The 18,274-nt window shown below is 41.1% G+C and carries 13 protein-coding genes; 8 read left to right on the forward strand and 5 right to left on the reverse strand.

What is annotated here, in order from left to right; genetic code table 11:
- The first annotated feature begins 81 nt into the window (after window positions 1–81).
- Both clpX and MSG95_RS04880 read left to right on the forward strand, forming a co-directional pair.
- Window positions 82–1,395, forward strand: a complete 1,314-nt coding sequence (gene clpX, locus MSG95_RS04875) for an ATP-dependent Clp protease ATP-binding subunit ClpX (protein ID WP_002053318.1) — start codon at window positions 82–84, stop codon at window positions 1,393–1,395.
- A 147-nt stretch (window positions 1,396–1,542) separates the two neighbouring features.
- Window positions 1,543–2,259, forward strand: coding sequence for a DUF2846 domain-containing protein (locus MSG95_RS04880; RefSeq protein WP_004698797.1), 717 nt, complete (start codon window positions 1,543–1,545; stop codon window positions 2,257–2,259).
- A 24-nt stretch (window positions 2,260–2,283) separates the two neighbouring features.
- Here MSG95_RS04880 and MSG95_RS04885 read toward each other — a convergent pair whose 3' ends face one another.
- From MSG95_RS04885 to MSG95_RS04900, 4 genes are all read right to left on the reverse strand, one after another.
- Window positions 2,284–2,838 carry a DUF2059 domain-containing protein gene (locus MSG95_RS04885; protein WP_004698794.1) on the reverse strand — a complete coding sequence of 185 codons (555 nt, stop codon included), beginning with the start codon at window positions 2,836–2,838 and terminating at the stop codon, window positions 2,284–2,286.
- A gap of 141 nt (window positions 2,839–2,979) precedes the next feature.
- On the reverse strand, window positions 2,980–4,506 hold the full coding sequence (locus MSG95_RS04890; protein WP_004883333.1) for a fumarate hydratase: 1,527 nt from the start codon (window positions 4,504–4,506) through the stop codon (window positions 2,980–2,982).
- A 225-nt stretch (window positions 4,507–4,731) separates the two neighbouring features.
- Entirely contained in the window at window positions 4,732–6,876 is a 2,145-nt protein-coding gene (gene pta, locus MSG95_RS04895) for a phosphate acetyltransferase (RefSeq protein WP_077164487.1), read from the reverse strand.
- 35 nt (window positions 6,877–6,911) lie between these two features.
- Entirely contained in the window at window positions 6,912–8,114 is a 1,203-nt protein-coding gene (locus MSG95_RS04900; RefSeq protein WP_077164486.1) for an acetate/propionate family kinase, read from the reverse strand.
- A 770-nt stretch (window positions 8,115–8,884) separates the two neighbouring features.
- Between MSG95_RS04900 and edd the strand changes: the two genes are divergently transcribed.
- The 5 genes from edd (at window position 8,885) to MSG95_RS04925 (ending at window position 15,235) form a co-directional block, all read left to right on the forward strand.
- A complete protein-coding gene (gene edd, locus MSG95_RS04905) occupies window positions 8,885–10,738 on the forward strand; it encodes a phosphogluconate dehydratase (protein ID WP_039250386.1) in 1,854 nt (617 codons plus the stop codon).
- A 20-nt stretch (window positions 10,739–10,758) separates the two neighbouring features.
- Window positions 10,759–11,388: a bifunctional 4-hydroxy-2-oxoglutarate aldolase/2-dehydro-3-deoxy-phosphogluconate aldolase gene (gene eda, locus MSG95_RS04910; RefSeq protein WP_004698780.1), complete on the forward strand. Its 630-nt coding sequence runs from the start codon at window positions 10,759–10,761 to the stop codon at window positions 11,386–11,388.
- Window positions 11,389–11,573: 185 nt separating this feature from the next.
- Window positions 11,574–12,932 (forward strand): gluconate:H+ symporter, encoded by a 1,359-nt coding sequence (locus MSG95_RS04915; protein ID WP_077164485.1) that lies wholly within the window; start codon window positions 11,574–11,576, stop codon window positions 12,930–12,932.
- A gap of 17 nt (window positions 12,933–12,949) precedes the next feature.
- The gene (locus MSG95_RS04920) at window positions 12,950–13,462 is read left to right on the forward strand and encodes a gluconokinase (protein ID WP_068932538.1); all 513 of its coding nucleotides are present in this window, start codon (window positions 12,950–12,952) and stop codon (window positions 13,460–13,462) included.
- A 144-nt stretch (window positions 13,463–13,606) separates the two neighbouring features.
- Window positions 13,607–15,235 carry an NADP-dependent glyceraldehyde-3-phosphate dehydrogenase gene (locus MSG95_RS04925; RefSeq protein WP_151819269.1) on the forward strand — a complete coding sequence of 543 codons (1,629 nt, stop codon included), beginning with the start codon at window positions 13,607–13,609 and terminating at the stop codon, window positions 15,233–15,235.
- 105 nt (window positions 15,236–15,340) lie between these two features.
- Here the strand turns inward: MSG95_RS04925 and MSG95_RS04930 are convergent, their stop codons facing one another.
- Window positions 15,341–16,606, reverse strand: a complete 1,266-nt coding sequence (locus tag MSG95_RS04930; RefSeq protein WP_077164483.1) for a glutamate-5-semialdehyde dehydrogenase — start codon at window positions 16,604–16,606, stop codon at window positions 15,341–15,343.
- Between the two features lie 299 nt (window positions 16,607–16,905).
- Between MSG95_RS04930 and MSG95_RS04935 the strand changes: the two genes are divergently transcribed.
- Entirely contained in the window at window positions 16,906–18,219 is a 1,314-nt protein-coding gene (locus MSG95_RS04935) for an alpha/beta fold hydrolase (protein ID WP_213033528.1), read from the forward strand.
- Window positions 18,220–18,274 lie beyond the last annotated feature (55 nt).

The raw sequence follows: 18,274 nt of genomic DNA on the forward strand, positions 1-18,274 counted from the left end.
GAGTTGTTGGAAAACGCCTCCATATAGTCATTTAGCTCTATCGCTTGCCCTCATATTTAAGATTCTATTTGTGGAGAGAATATGTCCGAACATCCTCAAGGACAAAAACATTGTTCATTTTGCGGTAAAACGCAGTCTGAAGTCGGGAAACTGATTGCGGGCGAGGACGCATATATTTGTAATGAGTGTGTAGATGTCTGCTTAGACCTTGTACAAACCAGCCAACAGGTTGAAGCAGGTGACTGGGCGAGCAAGGCATTGCCAAAACCGCATGAAATACGTGCTGCGCTTGATCAATATGTGATTGGTCAGGATCTTGCCAAAAAGACATTATCTGTTGCCGTTTATAACCATTATAAACGTTTAAAAGTCGGGCAATCTGGTCATGTGTCTAAAGATGTGGAAATTGCTAAAAGTAACATTCTACTGATTGGACCTACCGGTTCAGGTAAAACATTACTTGCTCAAACATTGGCTCGTTTGCTAGATGTTCCATTTGCGATGGCAGATGCGACAACTTTAACCGAAGCGGGTTATGTCGGCGAAGACGTTGAAAATATTGTACAAAAGCTTTTGCAAAAAGCAGATTACGACGTAGAAAAAGCTCAAAAGGGCATTATCTATATCGATGAAATCGACAAGATTACACGTAAATCTGAAAATCCGTCGATTACGCGTGACGTTTCTGGTGAAGGTGTACAACAAGCATTGCTTAAGATGATTGAGGGTACTGTAGCTTCAATTCCACCACAAGGTGGACGTAAACATCCGCAGCAAGAGTTCATTCAAATTGATACCTCAAATATCTTATTTATTTGTGGTGGTGCATTTGCTGGGCTGGAAAAAATTGTACAACAGCGCCAAGAAAAAGGCGGAATTGGCTTTACAGCTGACGTGAAGAAAAAAGATGAAAGCAAGAAAATTGCTGAATTGTTCCGTCAAGTTGAGCCAACTGACTTAGTGAAATTTGGTTTAATTCCAGAGTTTATTGGCCGTTTACCAGTTATTGCGACGCTTGAAGAGCTTGATGAAGAAGCATTAATGCAAATTTTGACAGAACCAAAAAATGCATTAACTCGCCAGTATCAATACTTATTCAACATGGAAAATGTTGACCTTGTATTTGAAGACTCTGCTTTACGTGCAGTTGCTAAGCGAGCGCTTGAGCGTAATACTGGAGCTCGTGGTCTACGTTCGATTTTGGAAAATGTTTTACTTGAAACAATGTATGACTTACCAAGCCGTACAGATGTAGGAACAGTTTTCATTAATGAAGCAGTGATTAATGGTGAAGCTGAACCTGTTTACAAGCCAGAACGTCAGCCTAAAGAAACAGCAACTCATGAAAGTGTTGCTAAGGCAGATTTAAAAGTAATTGATTCGAAGTCTGCTTAGATTTCATTCATCTAAAAAGCATGAATCGCGTGAGTGATTCATGCTTTTTTTGTTTTCAATTCATGTAGGTGGTGTTAATCTAAAAAAACAAAATACGCATAGTTTTGCGATATAGAAAAATCAAAAGAAAACGCTTTGAGGGATGTCATGCGTTATTTAATTATTGCATTAAGTTGTACCGCATTACTTGCGGGTTGCCAAAGTTCATCACACTTGGCAAAGAATCCAGCTGAGCTGACTGCGACTTTACCTAAAGTTGATGTAGATAAAGCACCTGGTGTATTTGATCAATACCATGTGGGTGGTTTTAGCATGGGGGGATGGGTCAACCAAAAACTAGGTCAGACATTTGTTCCGATTAAACCGCAAAATGAACATGCAGCGGTAGTCTATCTCTATCGGCCAGATACCAAATGGAACCGTCAGGAAATTGCAGCAATTAATTTATTTGTAAATGGCAAACGAATTCCAAGCTTATTGCATAACCATTATTACTGGATTGAACTGCCAGCAGGAAGTTATCGTATTTCTGCAAGTCGGCCTTTATTAGGTATTCATTTTCAAGAGCCAAAATATATTGATATTACGGTCGATGCAGGAACATCTTATTATTTAAAATACGATGAAGAAAACAAAATGGACCGCGGTGAACACACTGGCCCATTTATGTTAATGCAAGACAACATTGGACGTAGAGAGATTGCTTTTACGGAGCTTAAATCTTCTAGCTACAATTTTGTTGCTGAAGATGCTTCAGGAAAGATTCGACATAAACCGCAAGAGCTAAAACCAGCCAAATATGATGAAAAATCAGATGTCCATCTGATTAAACCATTTAAGTTGTGGAACCCTTTAACGTGGTAATGGCCTACAAAGGATAAAGAAAAGTTAAGACTTTTCTTTATCCTTCATGAGTGGCGCAATAATTTTAAGCATCTCTTCTTGCATATGATCGCGTGCTTTAGGGTCATTAAAGGTTTGTTGTCCCAACTCCATCATGTATTCTGAAATTTGCCCCATAATCTGTACGTTTTTACGCGTAATTGATTGACCTTCTGGGGTTTTTAAAAATTTTAAATTTGCCTGAATTTCTTCTTCAGTATATGTCTTTAAATAAATATCTTGTAAGGCTTGCGTAGTTTTTGGGCTACTAATGAGCTGGTTACTCGAATCTTTTAAAAGTAAGCCTAACTTTTTTGCGGCCTCTTTTTCTTTCGGACCTAAAGTTTTGATGCCCGTAATATTAGTAATGATCTGTTCAGCTTGTTGATCATAATAAGGTGTTAATTCATTAATTGATTCTTTAAGCAAATAATCAATTTGGCTCATTTGCATGAGTTCTTTGACTGAGCTTAATTTGGCAGGAGAGGCAAACAAGCTTGTCGTAATACAGCTTAGGCAGAGGCTGATTGAGAGATTTTTAAGAATAGGGCGGATAGTCATGAAATGACCTATATGCAATATATGGCGGGTGGGTGTATTTATTAATAACATAGATTGGCGAACTAATTGTTACAATTCTTTTCAATTTCCAAAAAAAATTATAAGGCATAAAAAAAGCACCGAATTCGGTGCTTTTCTTGATTAGCCTGCTGCGGCATCGATTACTGGAATTTTTCCAATTTTTGCTTGCCAGATTTTTGGAGCTACTGCGTGAATTGAAGTACCGTTTACATCAACTGCTACAGATACAGGCATATCTTCAACTACGAATTTGTAGATTGCTTCCATACCTAAGTCAGCGAAGGCAACAACTTCAGCTTCACGAACAGCTTTAGATACGAGGTAAGCCGCACCACCAACTGCCATAAGGTAAGTTGCTTTGTTGTCTTTGATTGCTTCAATTGCTGTTGGACCACGGTCAGCTTTACCAATCATACCGAATAGACCAGTATGCTCTAATACTTTACGTGTGAATTTGTCCATACGTGTTGCAGTTGTAGGACCAGCAGGACCAACGACTTCATCACCCACAGGATCAACTGGGCCAACGTAGTAAATGAATTTACCTTTAAGATCAACTGGTAATTCTTCACCATTGTCGATCATTTCAACCATACGTTTGTGCGCAGCATCACGACCTGTGTACATTGTACCGCTAAGAAGTAATGTGTCGCCCGGTTTCCAAGAATCCATTTCTTCTTGAGTAATGGTATCAAGGTTTACACGTTTAGACTGTGAAGAGTCCCAAGTGACTGAAGGGTAGTCTTCAAGTTTTGGTGCTTGAATATGAGCTACGCCTGTACCATCAAGCTGGAAGTGAGCATGACGAGTCGCAGCACAGTTCGGAATCATGCCTACTGGTTTACCAGCAGCGTGACATGGGTAATCTTTGATTTTAATATCAAGAACAGTGGTTAAACCGCCAAGACCTTGAGCACCAATACCGAGAGCGTTTACTTTCTCAAAGATTTCGATACGAAGTTCTTCAATTTTGTTCTCTGGTCCACGACGAAGTAATTCGTCCATGTTGATTTCTTCCATGAGTGCTTCTTTAGCAAGCATCATGGCTTTTTCAGCAGTACCACCAATACCAATACCGAGCATACCTGGAGGACACCAGCCTGCACCCATTGTTGGAACAGTTTTAAGAACCCAGTCAACAATCGAGTCAGATGGGTTAAGCATTGCAAGTTTAGATTTGTTTTCTGAACCGCCACCTTTAGCAGCAACAGTAATATCTACTTTGTTACCCGGAACGAGTTTGTAGTGAATTACAGCAGGGGTATTATCTTTTGTATTTTTGCGACCAAATGCTGGGTCAGCAAGTACAGATGCACGAAGAACGTTGCTGTTTTCAAGGTAACCTTGGCGAACACCTTCATTTACTGCATCGTCTAAGCTCATTGTTAAATCGAATTTAACATCTAAGCCCACTTCAAGGAAAACGTTAACAATACCAGTATCTTGGCAAATTGGACGATGACCTTCCGCACACATGCGAGAGTTAATTAAAATCTGTGCAATTGCATCCTTTGCAGCTTTGTTTTCTTCGCGATCATAAGCACGGCTCATCGCTTGGATAAAGTCTTGCGGGTGATAGTACGAAATAAACTGTAGGGCGTCCTTGATTGATGTAATCAAGTCATCTTGTTTGATAATCGTTGTCATACCAGAAAATCTCTTGAGCGGGCTGTTAGCTAGCGGGCTAAATTATATGACAAAAACACAATCTTGTGGGGGATTGGTTGATGTTTTGACCAAAAGTCGAATAAGGATAATGCTAAGTGATTTAAAACTAAGAATAACCAACAGCTAAGGTAGTTATTTAAGAGTAAAAAAGCCATTTGAGCGGACATCAAATGGCGAGAGGTAGAAAAGATTAAATGATATTAATTATTTGGCAGCAGCTTGTTGTTCAGCCTGAATTGCTGTTAATGCAATAGTAAAGACAATGTCATCTACTAAAGCACCACGAGACAAGTCATTCACTGGCTTATTTAGGCCTTGCAGCATTGGTCCAACACTGACTACATTTGCTGCACGTTGGACTGCTTTATAGGTCGTATTACCTGTATTTAAGTCTGGGAAAATAAATACATTGGCACGACCAGCTACGCGTGAGTCTGGTGCCTTTTGGCGTCCTACACTTTCAACAGAAGCTGCATCGTATTGGAGTGGGCCATCAATCAGTAAATCAGGGCGGCGTTGCTGTGCAATTTGAGTTGCTTGCTGTACTTTCTCAACATCCGCCCCTGTTCCAGAGGTTCCAGTCGAATAGCTAATCATGGCAATACGTGGGTCAATTCCAAACGCTTTTGCAGAGTCAGCAGACTGAATCGCGATTTCAGCAAGCTGGTCGGCTGTAGGGTCTGGGTTAATTGCACAATCACCGTAAACATAAACTTCATCTGGTAAAAGCATAAAGAATATGGATGAAACTAAAGAGTAAGACGGTGCGGTTTTAATCAGCTGAAAAGCAGGGCGCACGGTGTTCGCGGTTGTGTGAACTGCACCAGAAACCAAACCATCTACATGATCTAGCGCCAGCATCATGGTGCCAAGAACAACAGTGTCTTGTAATTGATCTTTGGCTTGTAACTCGTTGAGTTTACCTTTGCGGAGCTCAACCATAGGTGCAACATATTGGTTGCGAATGCTATCCGGATCAATAATTTCTAAGTCAGCTGGTAGTTCAATCCCGCGTGCTTTTGCAACGTCTTGAACTGCATCTGGTTTTGCTAGCAAAATACAATGTGCAATACCACGAGCCTGACATATAGCAGCTGCTTCAATAGTACGTGGCTCATCGCCTTCTGGAAGCACAATTCGTTTTTTAGCTGCAATCGATTTTTGTACCAGCTCATGACGGAATGCTGAAGGGGAAAGACGAGGAGTTGCACCGTTATTACTGTGCTGTTTAAGCCATTCGACATCGATATGACTTGAAACAAAACGAGTCACTTGCTCGGCACGTTCAGTATCATCAGTTGGAATTTCATTACCAAAATCAGATAAGCGCTGTGCTGTTTCCAGTGTGTTTAAACGGGTATGTAAAATTGGTAAGCCTTGTTTGATAGCGCTTTGGCAAAACTCTAAAAGCTCAGGGGCAGGTGCTTCACGTTCGGTCAGTACCAAGCCTGCCAATGGAATACCGTTACTAGTTGCCAAGCTACCTGCAAGTAACACATCGGTACGTTCAGATGCGCTAATAATCAACTCGCCAGCAATGAATTTATTCAATTCATATTCAATGCTTGAGGCAATTAAACTTGAGTGCAAAATACGACGTGTTTTCGCTTCGCCTTGATGTACCCATTGACCATCAATCACGTTCGCGATGTCTAAAGTTCTAGGTACGCTTAGTGTATTACTAAATGGAACTAAACCAATAATTGGTAAATCGTTCGATCCAAAGTAGCGATTGTATTTTTGCAGTTCTGTCGTAAATTTTGCGATGTCTTCAGTTGGACGCAGCGATGGGTCGAATGCGACAGGAATCTGAGCTGTTTCCTCAGATAAGCCACGTGTACGCATAAAGAGTACACCTGCTGTTCGGTTTGAAGTTGCACCGCCAAACTGACGCAAGTGAGCTTCAACTTTCTCTGCTGTTTTACGTGGGTTTTGGATGTCTGCTGTGCTTACCAAAACCACTTCTGCATCAAGAGCTTGGGCAAGGCTGGCATTAAGCTCACTGGCAAAATGGTCTTGCCCATTTGGCAATAAGCCTTCAACAATAATGACATTATTGTCTGCTGCAATACTGCGATGAAGACTTACTGCTTCTTCAAGGAGTTCATCGACTTCACCTGACGCAATGCGTTGGGTTAACTTTTCATGAGAAATGGATTGAACAGTTTTACCTTGAAATAAATGACCAAATAAAGATGTAGTTCGGTCTAAATTTTCTTGATCTACCTGAGAAAACGGTTTTAAAAAGCCTGCTTTAATTCCATTACAATCAAGTGCATAAATCATACCTAAGCAGGCAGAGGTTAAACCAACCCCTTCACCTGTAGGAATTAATAAAATTGTATTCATATAAACCTATAAATAACGTTCTTTAACTTCTGTAATTAAGCAAGGCTAATTTCAGGAGATGTATTTTGTGCAACGTCTACAACCTGACGCGTTTCTTTAGCAATACGGCCTTCTTCATCGGTTGGAATCACCCAGATTTGTGGTCCTGTACCGCTATCAATACGGCCTTCTGTGCCACGTTTTAAATTGTTGTTCTGGTCTTTATCGAGCTGTAAACCAAAGTGAGGTAAATAAGCTAAAGTCTTTTCACGAATGTAAGCTGAGTTTTCACCAATACCACCTGTAAAGATCAGGCCATCAATACTTGGCAAACCACAGCTTAATGCTGCAAGTGATTTTGCAAGGCGGTAGCTAAATACTTCAATTGCAAGACGCGCATCTTCGTTGCCATTTTCAGAGGCTTCAATCACAGTACGCATATCGTTAGAAAGTTGTGATAAGCCAAGTAAGCCACTTTCGTTATTTAAAACTTTATCGATTTTCGCCAAGTCCCAGCCAAGATTTTTTGCAAGGAAACTGTGTAAGCTTGGGTCGACATCCCCACTACGGGTTCCCATTACAACGCCTTCAAGCGGGGTAAGGCCCATAGAAGTATCAACACTTTGTCCATTCCATACTGCACAAGTCGAACTACCATTGCCCAAGTGTGCTGTTAACCAGCCACCTTTTTGGAAATTACCAGCCAGTTCACTACCGCGGTCAGACACATAAGCATGACTTGTGCCGTGGAAGCCATAGCGGCGAACGTTATGGTCTGTATATAAAAATTTAGGGATTGCATAACGGTATGCATGCGCAGGCATGGTTTGGTGGAATGCAGTATCGAATACGGCAACTTGAGGTAATTCAGGAAATAGGCGCATTGTTGCTTCAATCCCGATTAAGTGGGCTGGGTTATGAAGCGGTGCAAGAGGGGTGGCTGCACGAATACGTTCTATAATTTCAGGAGTAAGTAATTCAGCTTTAGTGAGGCTTCCACCATGTACGACACGGTGACCGATTGCTTGAGGTTTATAGTTTGCAAGACGTGCAAGTAAAGTTTCTAAAGCTTTGGCGTGGTCAGCATAAGGAATTGAGAGCTCTAGTGGTTCTCCACCGACTGTAATTCCTTTAATACGAGCATCAGCCGCCCCTAAGTTTTCTGCTAAACCATAAATACGATCTTCACGACGGTCTGAAACCAGCGCGTATTTAATAGATGAAGAACCGCAATTAATAACTAATACTGATGTAGCCACGTTGAAATACCCAAGTCCTGATTTAAAAATAGTTTTCCTAACTTCCTGATCAAAAGGCATTAATTGCAACATGCATTAAGAGCAGGTTGTGATGTTTTAACATGTGTTGTTTTTCTGTCCAAGATAGACTTTAGCCCATTAGACTTAAGCACTATCGACCATCAAATTTTTTATAACTAATATTCGTTGAGTATAAAGCTTAACCACTGTATTTATTGTTTTTTTGTAGAAGAATTAAACAGTTTTTTGTATATATTTATGAAAAGTAAATTTTGAATCAATGTAATTTTCAACTATTTGGTATAAATTTTTTAAGAAAAAATAAGTGTTGTTATTTTAATCAAACTACAGGGGAGTATTACAAATAATATACGTAATTGAAATTAAGTTTTAATAGTTTATACATAGGATAAAAAGGATAAATTATAAACATTTTTAATATCAAACTAAGTATAAATAAGTATAAAAAATTCAGTGCTCACCCATTTATAAAGATATTTTATTGCTTTGATATTATGAGAAATTTCTCATAGTTATTAATATTTAATTTACCCGTAAATATAGTCAAAAATAAAATCATTTCCTTGTTTAAAACTTAAACATTATTTGTCTTTAATGCTAAGGCCTAGAGTATTGCTCGGAGTTATAAGGACTTGCATGTCGCTTTTTGCCTTAATAATATTATTCATCCCTCTGCCAAATGATCGTTAAATATATCGTTTGGTCTATTTTGTTTTTCCGGCTTATCCGGTTGTACAGGAGCGTCCAGCATGGACTTGCCGAACCCAATATTGGCAAAAGTTACCGAGCGTGTAATCGCGCGTAGCCAAAAAACTCGTTCTGCATATTTACAACGCATTGAACATGCCCAAGGTAAATTTCCTGCTCGTGGAGCACTCTCATGTGCCAATCTCGCGCATGGTTTTGCCAGCATGGAAGATAATGAAAAATTAATTATTAAAGTTGGCCGTGAACCAAATATTGGCATTGTGTCTTCATATAATGAAATGCTTTCAGCACATGCCCCTTATAAAACCTTCCCAGACATTATAAAAACAGCTGCCCGTGAAAATGGTGGTGTTGCTCAGTTTGCAGGTGGTGTGCCGGCAATGTGTGATGGCATTACTCAAGGTAATGCCGGTATGGAATTGTCATTGTTTTCACGTGAAACAATTGCGATGAGTACAGCAATTGCACTTTCTCATAATATGTTCGATGCCGCATTGTGTCTCGGCGTATGCGATAAGATTGTGCCGGGCTTACTGATTGGTGCGTTACAGTTTGGTTATCTACCAACTATTTTTGTGCCTGCGGGTCCAATGAGTAGCGGTTTATCAAATGATGATAAAGCCAAAATCCGTCAACAATTCGCGACTGGTCAAGTGGGCCGTGATGCCTTACTTGAAGCTGAATCGGCTGCCTATCATGGTCAGGGCACATGTACCTTCTACGGTACTGCAAACAGTAACCAAATGCTGATGGAAGTCATGGGTTTACATTTGCCAAGCGCTGCATTTGTTCACCCTCATACGCCATTACGTGATGCGCTCACTGCCGAAGCGGCTAAACGTGTGCTTGACTTAACTGCTGAGCGAGGCAACTACACACCAATTGGTCATGTGATTGATGAAAAAGCTATTATCAATGGCATTGTGGCTTTACTCGCGACGGGTGGTTCAACCAATCACACATTGCATCTGATTGCGATTGCACGTGCGGCTGGCATCTTAATTGACTGGGATGACTTTGATGAGTTGTCTGCTGTTGTTCCATTGCTCGCAAAAATCTATCCAAATGGTAAGGCCGATGTAAACCATTTCCAAGCTGCGGGTGGGGTGGCATTCCTTATTCGTAACTTACTTGAAGCTGGTTTACTCCATAACGATGTAACGACAGTCGCTGGTAAGGGTTTACAGCACTACACCAAAGAACCGAAATTGATTGACGGTAAGCTCAGTTGGGTTGACGGTGTAGTTCAAAGCCTTGATGACAAAGTACTTCGTAGCATTGATGCGCCGTTTCAGCCAGATGGTGGTTTGCGCTTAATGCAAGGTCGCCTTGGTCGTGGTGTTATCAAGATTTCTGCTGTTGCGCCAGAGCACCGTAAAGTGAAAGCACCAGCAATCGTATTTGACTCTCAAGAAGCGGTACAAGCAGCGTTTGATCGTGGCGAATTACATCGAGACTTTATTGCGGTCGTTCGTTTCCAAGGTGCTCGTGCGAATGGTATGCCTGAGTTACATCGTTTGACGCCTGTGTTGGGTGTTTTACAAGATCAAGGTTTCCATGTTGCCTTAGTTACCGATGGACGTATGTCTGGTGCTTCAGGCAAAGTTCCTGCGGTGATTCACTTATCTCCAGAAGCGTTACTAAATGGGCCGATTGCTAAAGTCCAAACCGGAGATATGTTGGTTATTGATGCTGAGGCTGGTGTACTCGATATTGAGTTAGATGAACAAACTTGGCAATCACGCCCTGTTGCACAGCCAGAACATCAGGCAGAAAACGAAGTTGGTTTCGGCCGTGAATTATTTGGTGTATTCCGTGCAGCAGCAGCACCTGCTGAACATGGTGCATCTGTGTTTGGTTCACTTGTTGGTGAAGAGCCGCAAGCGCATATTTGAGACAAAGGAATTACAAAGTAATGAGCAAGATTGAAGATGTGGTCAAATTAGGTCCAGTAATTCCCGTGTTGGCTTTTGACTCTGCCGAACAAGGTGAACATGTATCACGTGCGTTGCATGCTGGTGGTGTAAAAGTACTGGAAATTACTTTACGTACCGCTGCTGGTTTGGCTGCTATTGAGCGTGCAAGTCAGTTGGCAGACGACATTGTGGTGGGTGTGGGAACAATTACCAAGCCTGAGCATTGCGCCCAAGCTAAAAAAGCAGGCGCTAAGTTTGGTGTATCTCCTGGTTTAACCAAAGACTTACATTTGGCTGCGCAAGATGCTGGCTTACCTTTATTACCAGGAGTTATGACACCAAGTGATCTGATTCAGGCGATTGAGTTGGGCTATGACATTGTGAAATTTTTCCCAGCGCAGCAAGCAGGTGGAGTCGAGATGCTCAAAGCATTTTATGGTCCATTTCCAAACTTGCGTTTTTGCCCAACAGGTGGAATTACAGCAGAGTCAGCACCAGATTTCTTGAAGCAACCTAACGTAGTTTGTGTAGGTGGTTCATGGTTGACGCCTAAAGCTGCTGTTGCTGCACAAGACTGGGCTGAAATTACGCGTTTAGCTCAAATTGCGAGTCAGTTGAGAGCATTGTAAATGTAGTCAATATTTATAAAAAATGAAGTGCATTTTATGTGCTTTAAAGGCTGTATTGATGTGACCAGTTTGTGCTGGTCACACCTAAATATAAAAAATTAATGTCTTAACAGTAGGAATTACTGTGGTTGAAGACCTTTGTTTAGGCAGTGTGCCTAAATAATAATTCCAAGGAGAAATGTCCCATGGAGACGGTTCAGGGTGGCATGTTGCTGATCTACACTGTAATCGCGATTATTGCATTGGTTGTTATGATCGCGAAGTTCAGAATTTATCCCTTTTTAGTTCTTATCATTGTTTCACTCGGTTTAGCTTTAGCTGTTGGCATGCCAATGGGCGATATTGTTAAGTCATATGAAGCTGGTACTGGTAAAACCTTGGGCCACCTTGCGATTGTAATCGCACTCGGAACGATGCTCGGCAAAATGATGGCCGAGTCGGGTGGTGCTGAACGAATAGCAATTACTTTAATTAAATGGTTTGGTGAGAAAAATATTCACTGGGCCATGATGTTTATTGCCCTTATTGTTGGTCTTCCCGTATTTTTCGAAGTCGGTTTTGTTCTACTCATTCCAATTGCATTTAACATTGCTAAACGGACAGGTAAATCCTTACTGGTTGTTGGCTTACCGATGGTTGCTGGTTTGTCGGTTGTGCATGGTTTAATTCCGCCACATCCAGCAGCTTTGCTGGCAGTGCAGGCCTATCATGCGGATATTGGTAAAACGATTGCTTACAGTTTAATCGTGGGTGTTCCAACAGCTATTGTAGCTGGGCCTTTGTATGCACTTTGGATTAATAAATACGTCAAATTGCCTGAAAATAACCCGTTAGCAAAGCAGTTCGTTGAAGCAGATACGAATAGGACACGTGAGCTACCAAGCTTTGGGATTACCTTATTTACGATTATGCTGCCTGTTGTACTCATGTTAATCGGAAGTTGGGCTGATTTATTCTTTGCACCAAAGACTTTCGCAAATGATCTACTACGTTTCATTGGTACTTCTGATATCGCATTGCTTATTGCCGTACTGGTCAGCTTTATTACCTTTGGTACGATGCAGGGCTTTAACCGTGAACAAATTGAAAAATTCTGTGGTGGGTGTTTAGCTTCTATTGCCGGGATTATGTTGATTGTAGGTGCAGGTGGCGGTTTTGGTGGCATTTTGCGTGACACTGGTATTTCTGATGAGATTGTATCTACAGCTTTAAAGGCAAATTTATCGCCGTTATTGTTAGGCTGGTTTGTCGCAGCATTGATTCGTTTGGCTACAGGTTCTGCAACGGTGGCTATGGCTACCGCTTGTAGCATTGTTGCTCCAATTGCAGCTACGGCTGGCGTTGCAGTTAGGCCGGAACTCTTAGTCCTTGCCACGGGTTCAGGTTCATTGGTGTTCTCACATGTGAATGACGCAGGATTTTGGCTAATCAAAGAATATTTTGGTATGACAGTAGGGCAGACACTCAAAACTTGGTCGGTATTAGAAACGATCATTTCGGTGTTGGGTTTATCTTTCACGCTACTGCTTAGCACTATTTTATAATTAAAGGTGAGTAATCCATGATTGTGATTGCAATGGGTGTCTGTGGAACAGGTAAAACCCTAATCGGTGAGTTGTTATCAGAGCGTTTGGCTTGTGAGTTCCTCGATGGCGATACGCTTCATTCGGCTGCAAATAAAAGCAAAATGAGCCAAGGTATTCCTTTAACTGACGAAGACCGTTTGCCGTGGTTACAAGCTATTCGTAAGGCAATTGAAGAAAAACAACAAGCAGGTGAAACGGCTGTATTTACTTGTTCTTCACTAAAACGAGTCTATCGCGATATTCTACGTGGTCATGACCAGAACATTAAGTTTGTATACTTAAAAGGTTCTTATGAGCTGTTGCAGCAACGTCTTGCTGAGCGATCGGGTCATTTCTTTGATCCTTCATTGTTACAAACTCAGCTAGATACATTAGAAGAACCTGATGTGAATGAAGCAATTGCTATTGATATTGCGCTCACACCTGAACAAATCGTTGTGCAAGTCATGCAGAAACTAGGGGTAACTGACAGCGTGTGTCGCGGTTAACCTCGGTTAGAAACCCACATTTTAATGGCTCTATAGCCTAAGGCTTAAGCAAGGTGAATACCGGTAACGGTACTGGTATTTACCAAACTAGACCTGTTCATAACGGGCTAGGTTTACATTTATAAATAATTGGAGATAAGAAGAATGAGCCATTCAAATAATTTACAACATAAATTTCCCCCAGTAGATAGTATTCCTGACAGCGTACGTCTGCCATCTCAGATTCATCAGCGTATCTCGTTAGTGGATGGTGAGTTGAAGTTATGGGCTGGTTCAACCAAGAAGACATTCTCTCCAATCTGGATTCAGCAGCTTGACGGTAGCTTGCAACAAGTTGAGCTTGGTAGTTATCCAGTCATGGGTGAGAAAGAAAGTGACGAAGCTTTAGAAGCTGCAGTACGCGCCTACAATAATGGTCGTGGTGAATGGCCAATGATGAAAGTTGGTGAGCGCATCGCCTGTATGCAAAATTTCATTCAACGTATGGTGGAACAGAGAGACCTCATTGTTAAACTAATCATGTGGGAAATTGGTAAGAGCTTGGCGGACTCCGAGAAAGAGTTCGATCGTACTGTCACCTATATGCGTCAAACCATAGATGCCCTGAAAGATCTGGATAATGCCAACTCACGCTTTGTAATTGCTGAAGGTACGATTGGTCAAATCCGTCGTACTCCACTAGGTGTCGTGTTGTGTATGGGGCCATATAACTACCCGCTGAACGAAACCTTTGCTACCTTGATTCCAGCCATGCTGATGGGCAATACCATCATTTTTAAACCACCTCAATTTGGGACCTTGCTGTTTGAACCGTTGTTGGAAGCATTCCGTGATTCATTCCCTAAAGGTGTGATCAATACGATTTATGCACCAGGCTCTCTAGTGGTGCCACATCTGTTGGCATCTGGAAAAATTAATGTATTGGCATTGATTGGTTCTAGTAAAGTGGCTGACCACTTGAAAAAACAACATCCAAAATCTCACCGTCTGCGTGCGATTCTAGGATTAGATGCAAAGAACGCAGCCATTATTTTGCCAGATGCTGATTTGGATTTGACGGTGAAAGAGTGCCTGTTGGGAGCATTGTCGTTTAATGGTCAGCGTTGTACTGCGCTTAAAATGTTGATGGTACATCGGTCAATAGCTGACGAATTTGTTAAGCGCTTAACGGCTGAACTGGCTAAACTAAAAGTGGGTATGCCATGGGAAAAAGGTGTATTTATTACGCCATTGCCCGGTATTCACCGTACCACCTATATGACTGAAGTCATTGAAGATGCCGTGGCTAAAGGAGCTAAAGTCGTTAATCCGGAAGGTGGTGAGTTCTGCAAAACCATGTTCTATCCTGCTGTAGTTTATCCAGTGACAGAGGGTATGAGACTCTATCGCGAAGAACAGTTTGGTCCAGTGGTGCCTGTCTCTGTTTATGATGACATTGAAACTGTGTTGGAATATGTTACGACTTCTGACCACGGTCAGCAGGTGAGTATTTTTGGTAGCGATCCTGAGCAAATTGGTCATTTAGTCGATACACTGGTACATCAAGTTTGTCGTGTAAATATCAACTGTCAGTGTCAGCGTGGTCCAGATGTATTTCCATTCGGTGGCCGTAAAGATTCTGCCGAAGGTACACTATCTGTACATGATGCGTTACGTGCATTCTCTATCCGCGCTATGATTGCTGCTAAACAGACCGATGATAGTAAAGGCATGCTGGCCTCTATGGTATCTGAGCATTATTCTAAATTTGTGAATACCGACTTTATTTTCTAATGAACATATGATTAAAAAACCAGCCTTTGGGCTGGTTTTTTTATTGGAGCTAACAAAATAAAACGCCTGATATTGATCAGGCGTTTTATTTAAATAAGAGAGGACTTATTGACGTATTTGACCGTCACCTAACACAATCCATTTTTGAGAAGTTAAGCCTTCTAAACCAACTGGACCACGTGCATGAATTTTATCTGTTGAGATACCAATTTCAGCACCTAAACCATATTCAAAGCCATCAGCGAAACGAGTTGAAGCGTTAATCACGACTGAACTTGAATCTACACGAGCCAAGAACTGACGAGCTAAAGTATAGTTTTCAGTCACAATCGCATCAGTGTGATGTGAACCATATTTGTTGATATGGTCAATTGCTTCATCAATACCACTAACGACTTTAACAGCAAGAATTGGTCCTAAATATTCGGTATACCAATCTTCTTCTGTCGCAGATTTTACAGAAGCGCCCAAAATACGACGTGTTTCTGGACAGCCGCGCAACTCAACTTGTTTTTCAGCATAAAGTTCAGCAATACGTGGTAAGAAAACGTCTGCAATTTTTTCGTCAACAAGCAGTGTTTCCATTGCATTACACACGCCGTAACGATGTGTTTTGGCATTCAATGTAATTGGTAATGCTTTTTGCAAGTCTGCTTGAGCTTCTACAAACACATGGCAGTTACCATCAAGATGCTTAATCACAGGAATACGAGCTTCATTGGTTACACGTTCAATTAGGCTTTTACCACCACGTGGAACAATTACATCTACATATTCAGCCATAGTAATGAGGTGACCAACCGCTGCACGGTCAGAGGTTTCAATCACTTGTACTGAATGCTCAGGTAAACCAGCAACTTTTAAGCCATGTTTAATCGCTTCTGCGATGGCTTTATTTGACTCAAGTGCTTCTGAACCACCACGTAAAATAATGGCATTACCCGATTTAATTGCTAAAGATGCAGCTTCAAGGGTTACGTTTGGGCGTGATTCGTAAATCATACCAACGACACCTAAAGGCACACGCATTTTTCCAATTTGAATACCTGTGGGGCGATATGCAAGATCCGTAATTTCCCCAATTGGATCGACAAGCGCGATCACATCTTTTAAACCTTGCAACATCCCTTTAAAGCGTGCGGGCGTAAGCTCAAGACGATCAAGTAAGGCACTATCAAGCTTGTTGTTACGGCCTTTTTCCATGTCGAGTTGATTCGCCGCCAAGATTGCTGCCTGATTATTTTCTAAAGCAGTATAAATAGCAGAGAGTGCATGATTTTTAAGCGAAGTTGAAGCACTTGTTAATACGCGTGAAGCTTCACGTGCTTGTTGTCCAACTTTTTGCATGTATTGTTCAATTGAATCTTGCATAGCAGTTTTTAATCATTTACCAATGACTACGATAGTAGCAGTCAAATGCGGAACAATGAATGGCTTTTTTTCAAAAATGTGATCGCTATAAAGAAACATTTAAATATTTTGAAAACTATTAGCGGCTTAAACAAGATGAGCGGTCATTTCAGCGATTGCGTATATTTCAGACAATTGTTTAGAATGGACTTGTGCAATACAAACTAATACAAATTTTAAAGATTTGTGCATAAAAGATTACATGTTCAAGAAGGAACTCTTGCAGCATAAAAAAATTACAGCAAGGAGGAAGCAAGGATATGAATTCCATTATTCAAATGGATTCGGAGATAAACCAAGCTTATGCCGGTTTTGGGTTTTTCGATATCTACAATAGAGATAGTTTTAAACAGCCAGCTCGTACTACATGGATTGACGGCTGGAAAATTGAGTACATGGCGATTGCAGATCCAAAAACCATTCACAAAACACCCATCGTGATTGTTGGCGGCGCTTTTCAAAATTTTAACTCTTATAAATATTGTGTTGAGCAACTGTTTGAAAGTGGTCCTGTCATTCTAATTGACTTGCCATCAATGGGTGCAAATCAACAAATTACCAATCGGGATACTGGAATTTCTGCTGGAACGTTAGAACTACCTGATTTATCAGAAATGTTAGGTCGCTGGTTAGATATTGTTGGAATTCAAAAAGTTTCTGTAATGGGAATGTCGTTGGGTTCAGTCGTTGCTTCTTGTTTTGCCTATCACCGTCCAGATTTGATGGATCGTATGATTTTAATGGGTGTCATGCAAAAGACCCGTAAAAGCTGGCGAATGATTTTGGAAGAATCGCTCAAACTCATGCAAGAAAATCGTATGGAAGAGTTTGGACAAGCGGTCATTTTATATTTGGTCAATCATGCCAAGTTAGATAAAACCCGTATGTCTCCGACAGCTAAAAAACTTTTTTTTAGGCAAATGGCTGAGTTCACAGGTACCGAGCGCGAACGTTATGACATTAACTGTAATCGTCTTCTACGGTTAACAGATGTGCCAATTCCAGAATGTAAAACACTGGTTGCAGCGGGGCAGTATGACAGTTTTACTCTGCCTCATGAAAATGCGAACTTTGCTTTGCAATGTCCTGATATGGAGTTTGCACTCATTGCGAATGCCGATCATGTACCACAGCTCCAGCGTCGTAAAGAAACCATGAGCTTGTTTACTTCATTTTTAAAAGGTGAATCTATCCAAAATCTGGATGGCATTATTCCAATGACGCGCGAACAAATGCAAAGCATGGAGCGTCGAGGTGAAGAAAGGATTTCAGTCCTCCAACCTAAAACCAAATTGAGCCACCGTGAATGTAAAACAGAAGTGCCAGTAACGATTGCAGATGTCACTTTCTTTGGAATGTACTTAAAGTTAGATGATGTGACACAGCTCGACTTTGTAAATGAACACCCACGGGATCTGGCTCTGCATCTAGAAGATGAAGAAGGCCCTTTCTCGATTGAATGTTTAATCTTTGAAGCTACTGAACAAGGAATACGTGCTTTATTTAAACATGGCAGTTTTGAGCTTGCTGATCGTTTAAGTCGTTTTATTGTCCGTCAAAAACAAACTGCTTAATTAGGTTTTTATAAATGGAAGCTCGTTTATTTCGAGCTTCCATTTTTTTATATTT

Source organism: Acinetobacter sp. IK23, from assembly GCF_035615275.1.
Lineage (GTDB): Bacteria > Pseudomonadota > Gammaproteobacteria > Pseudomonadales > Moraxellaceae > Acinetobacter > Acinetobacter seifertii.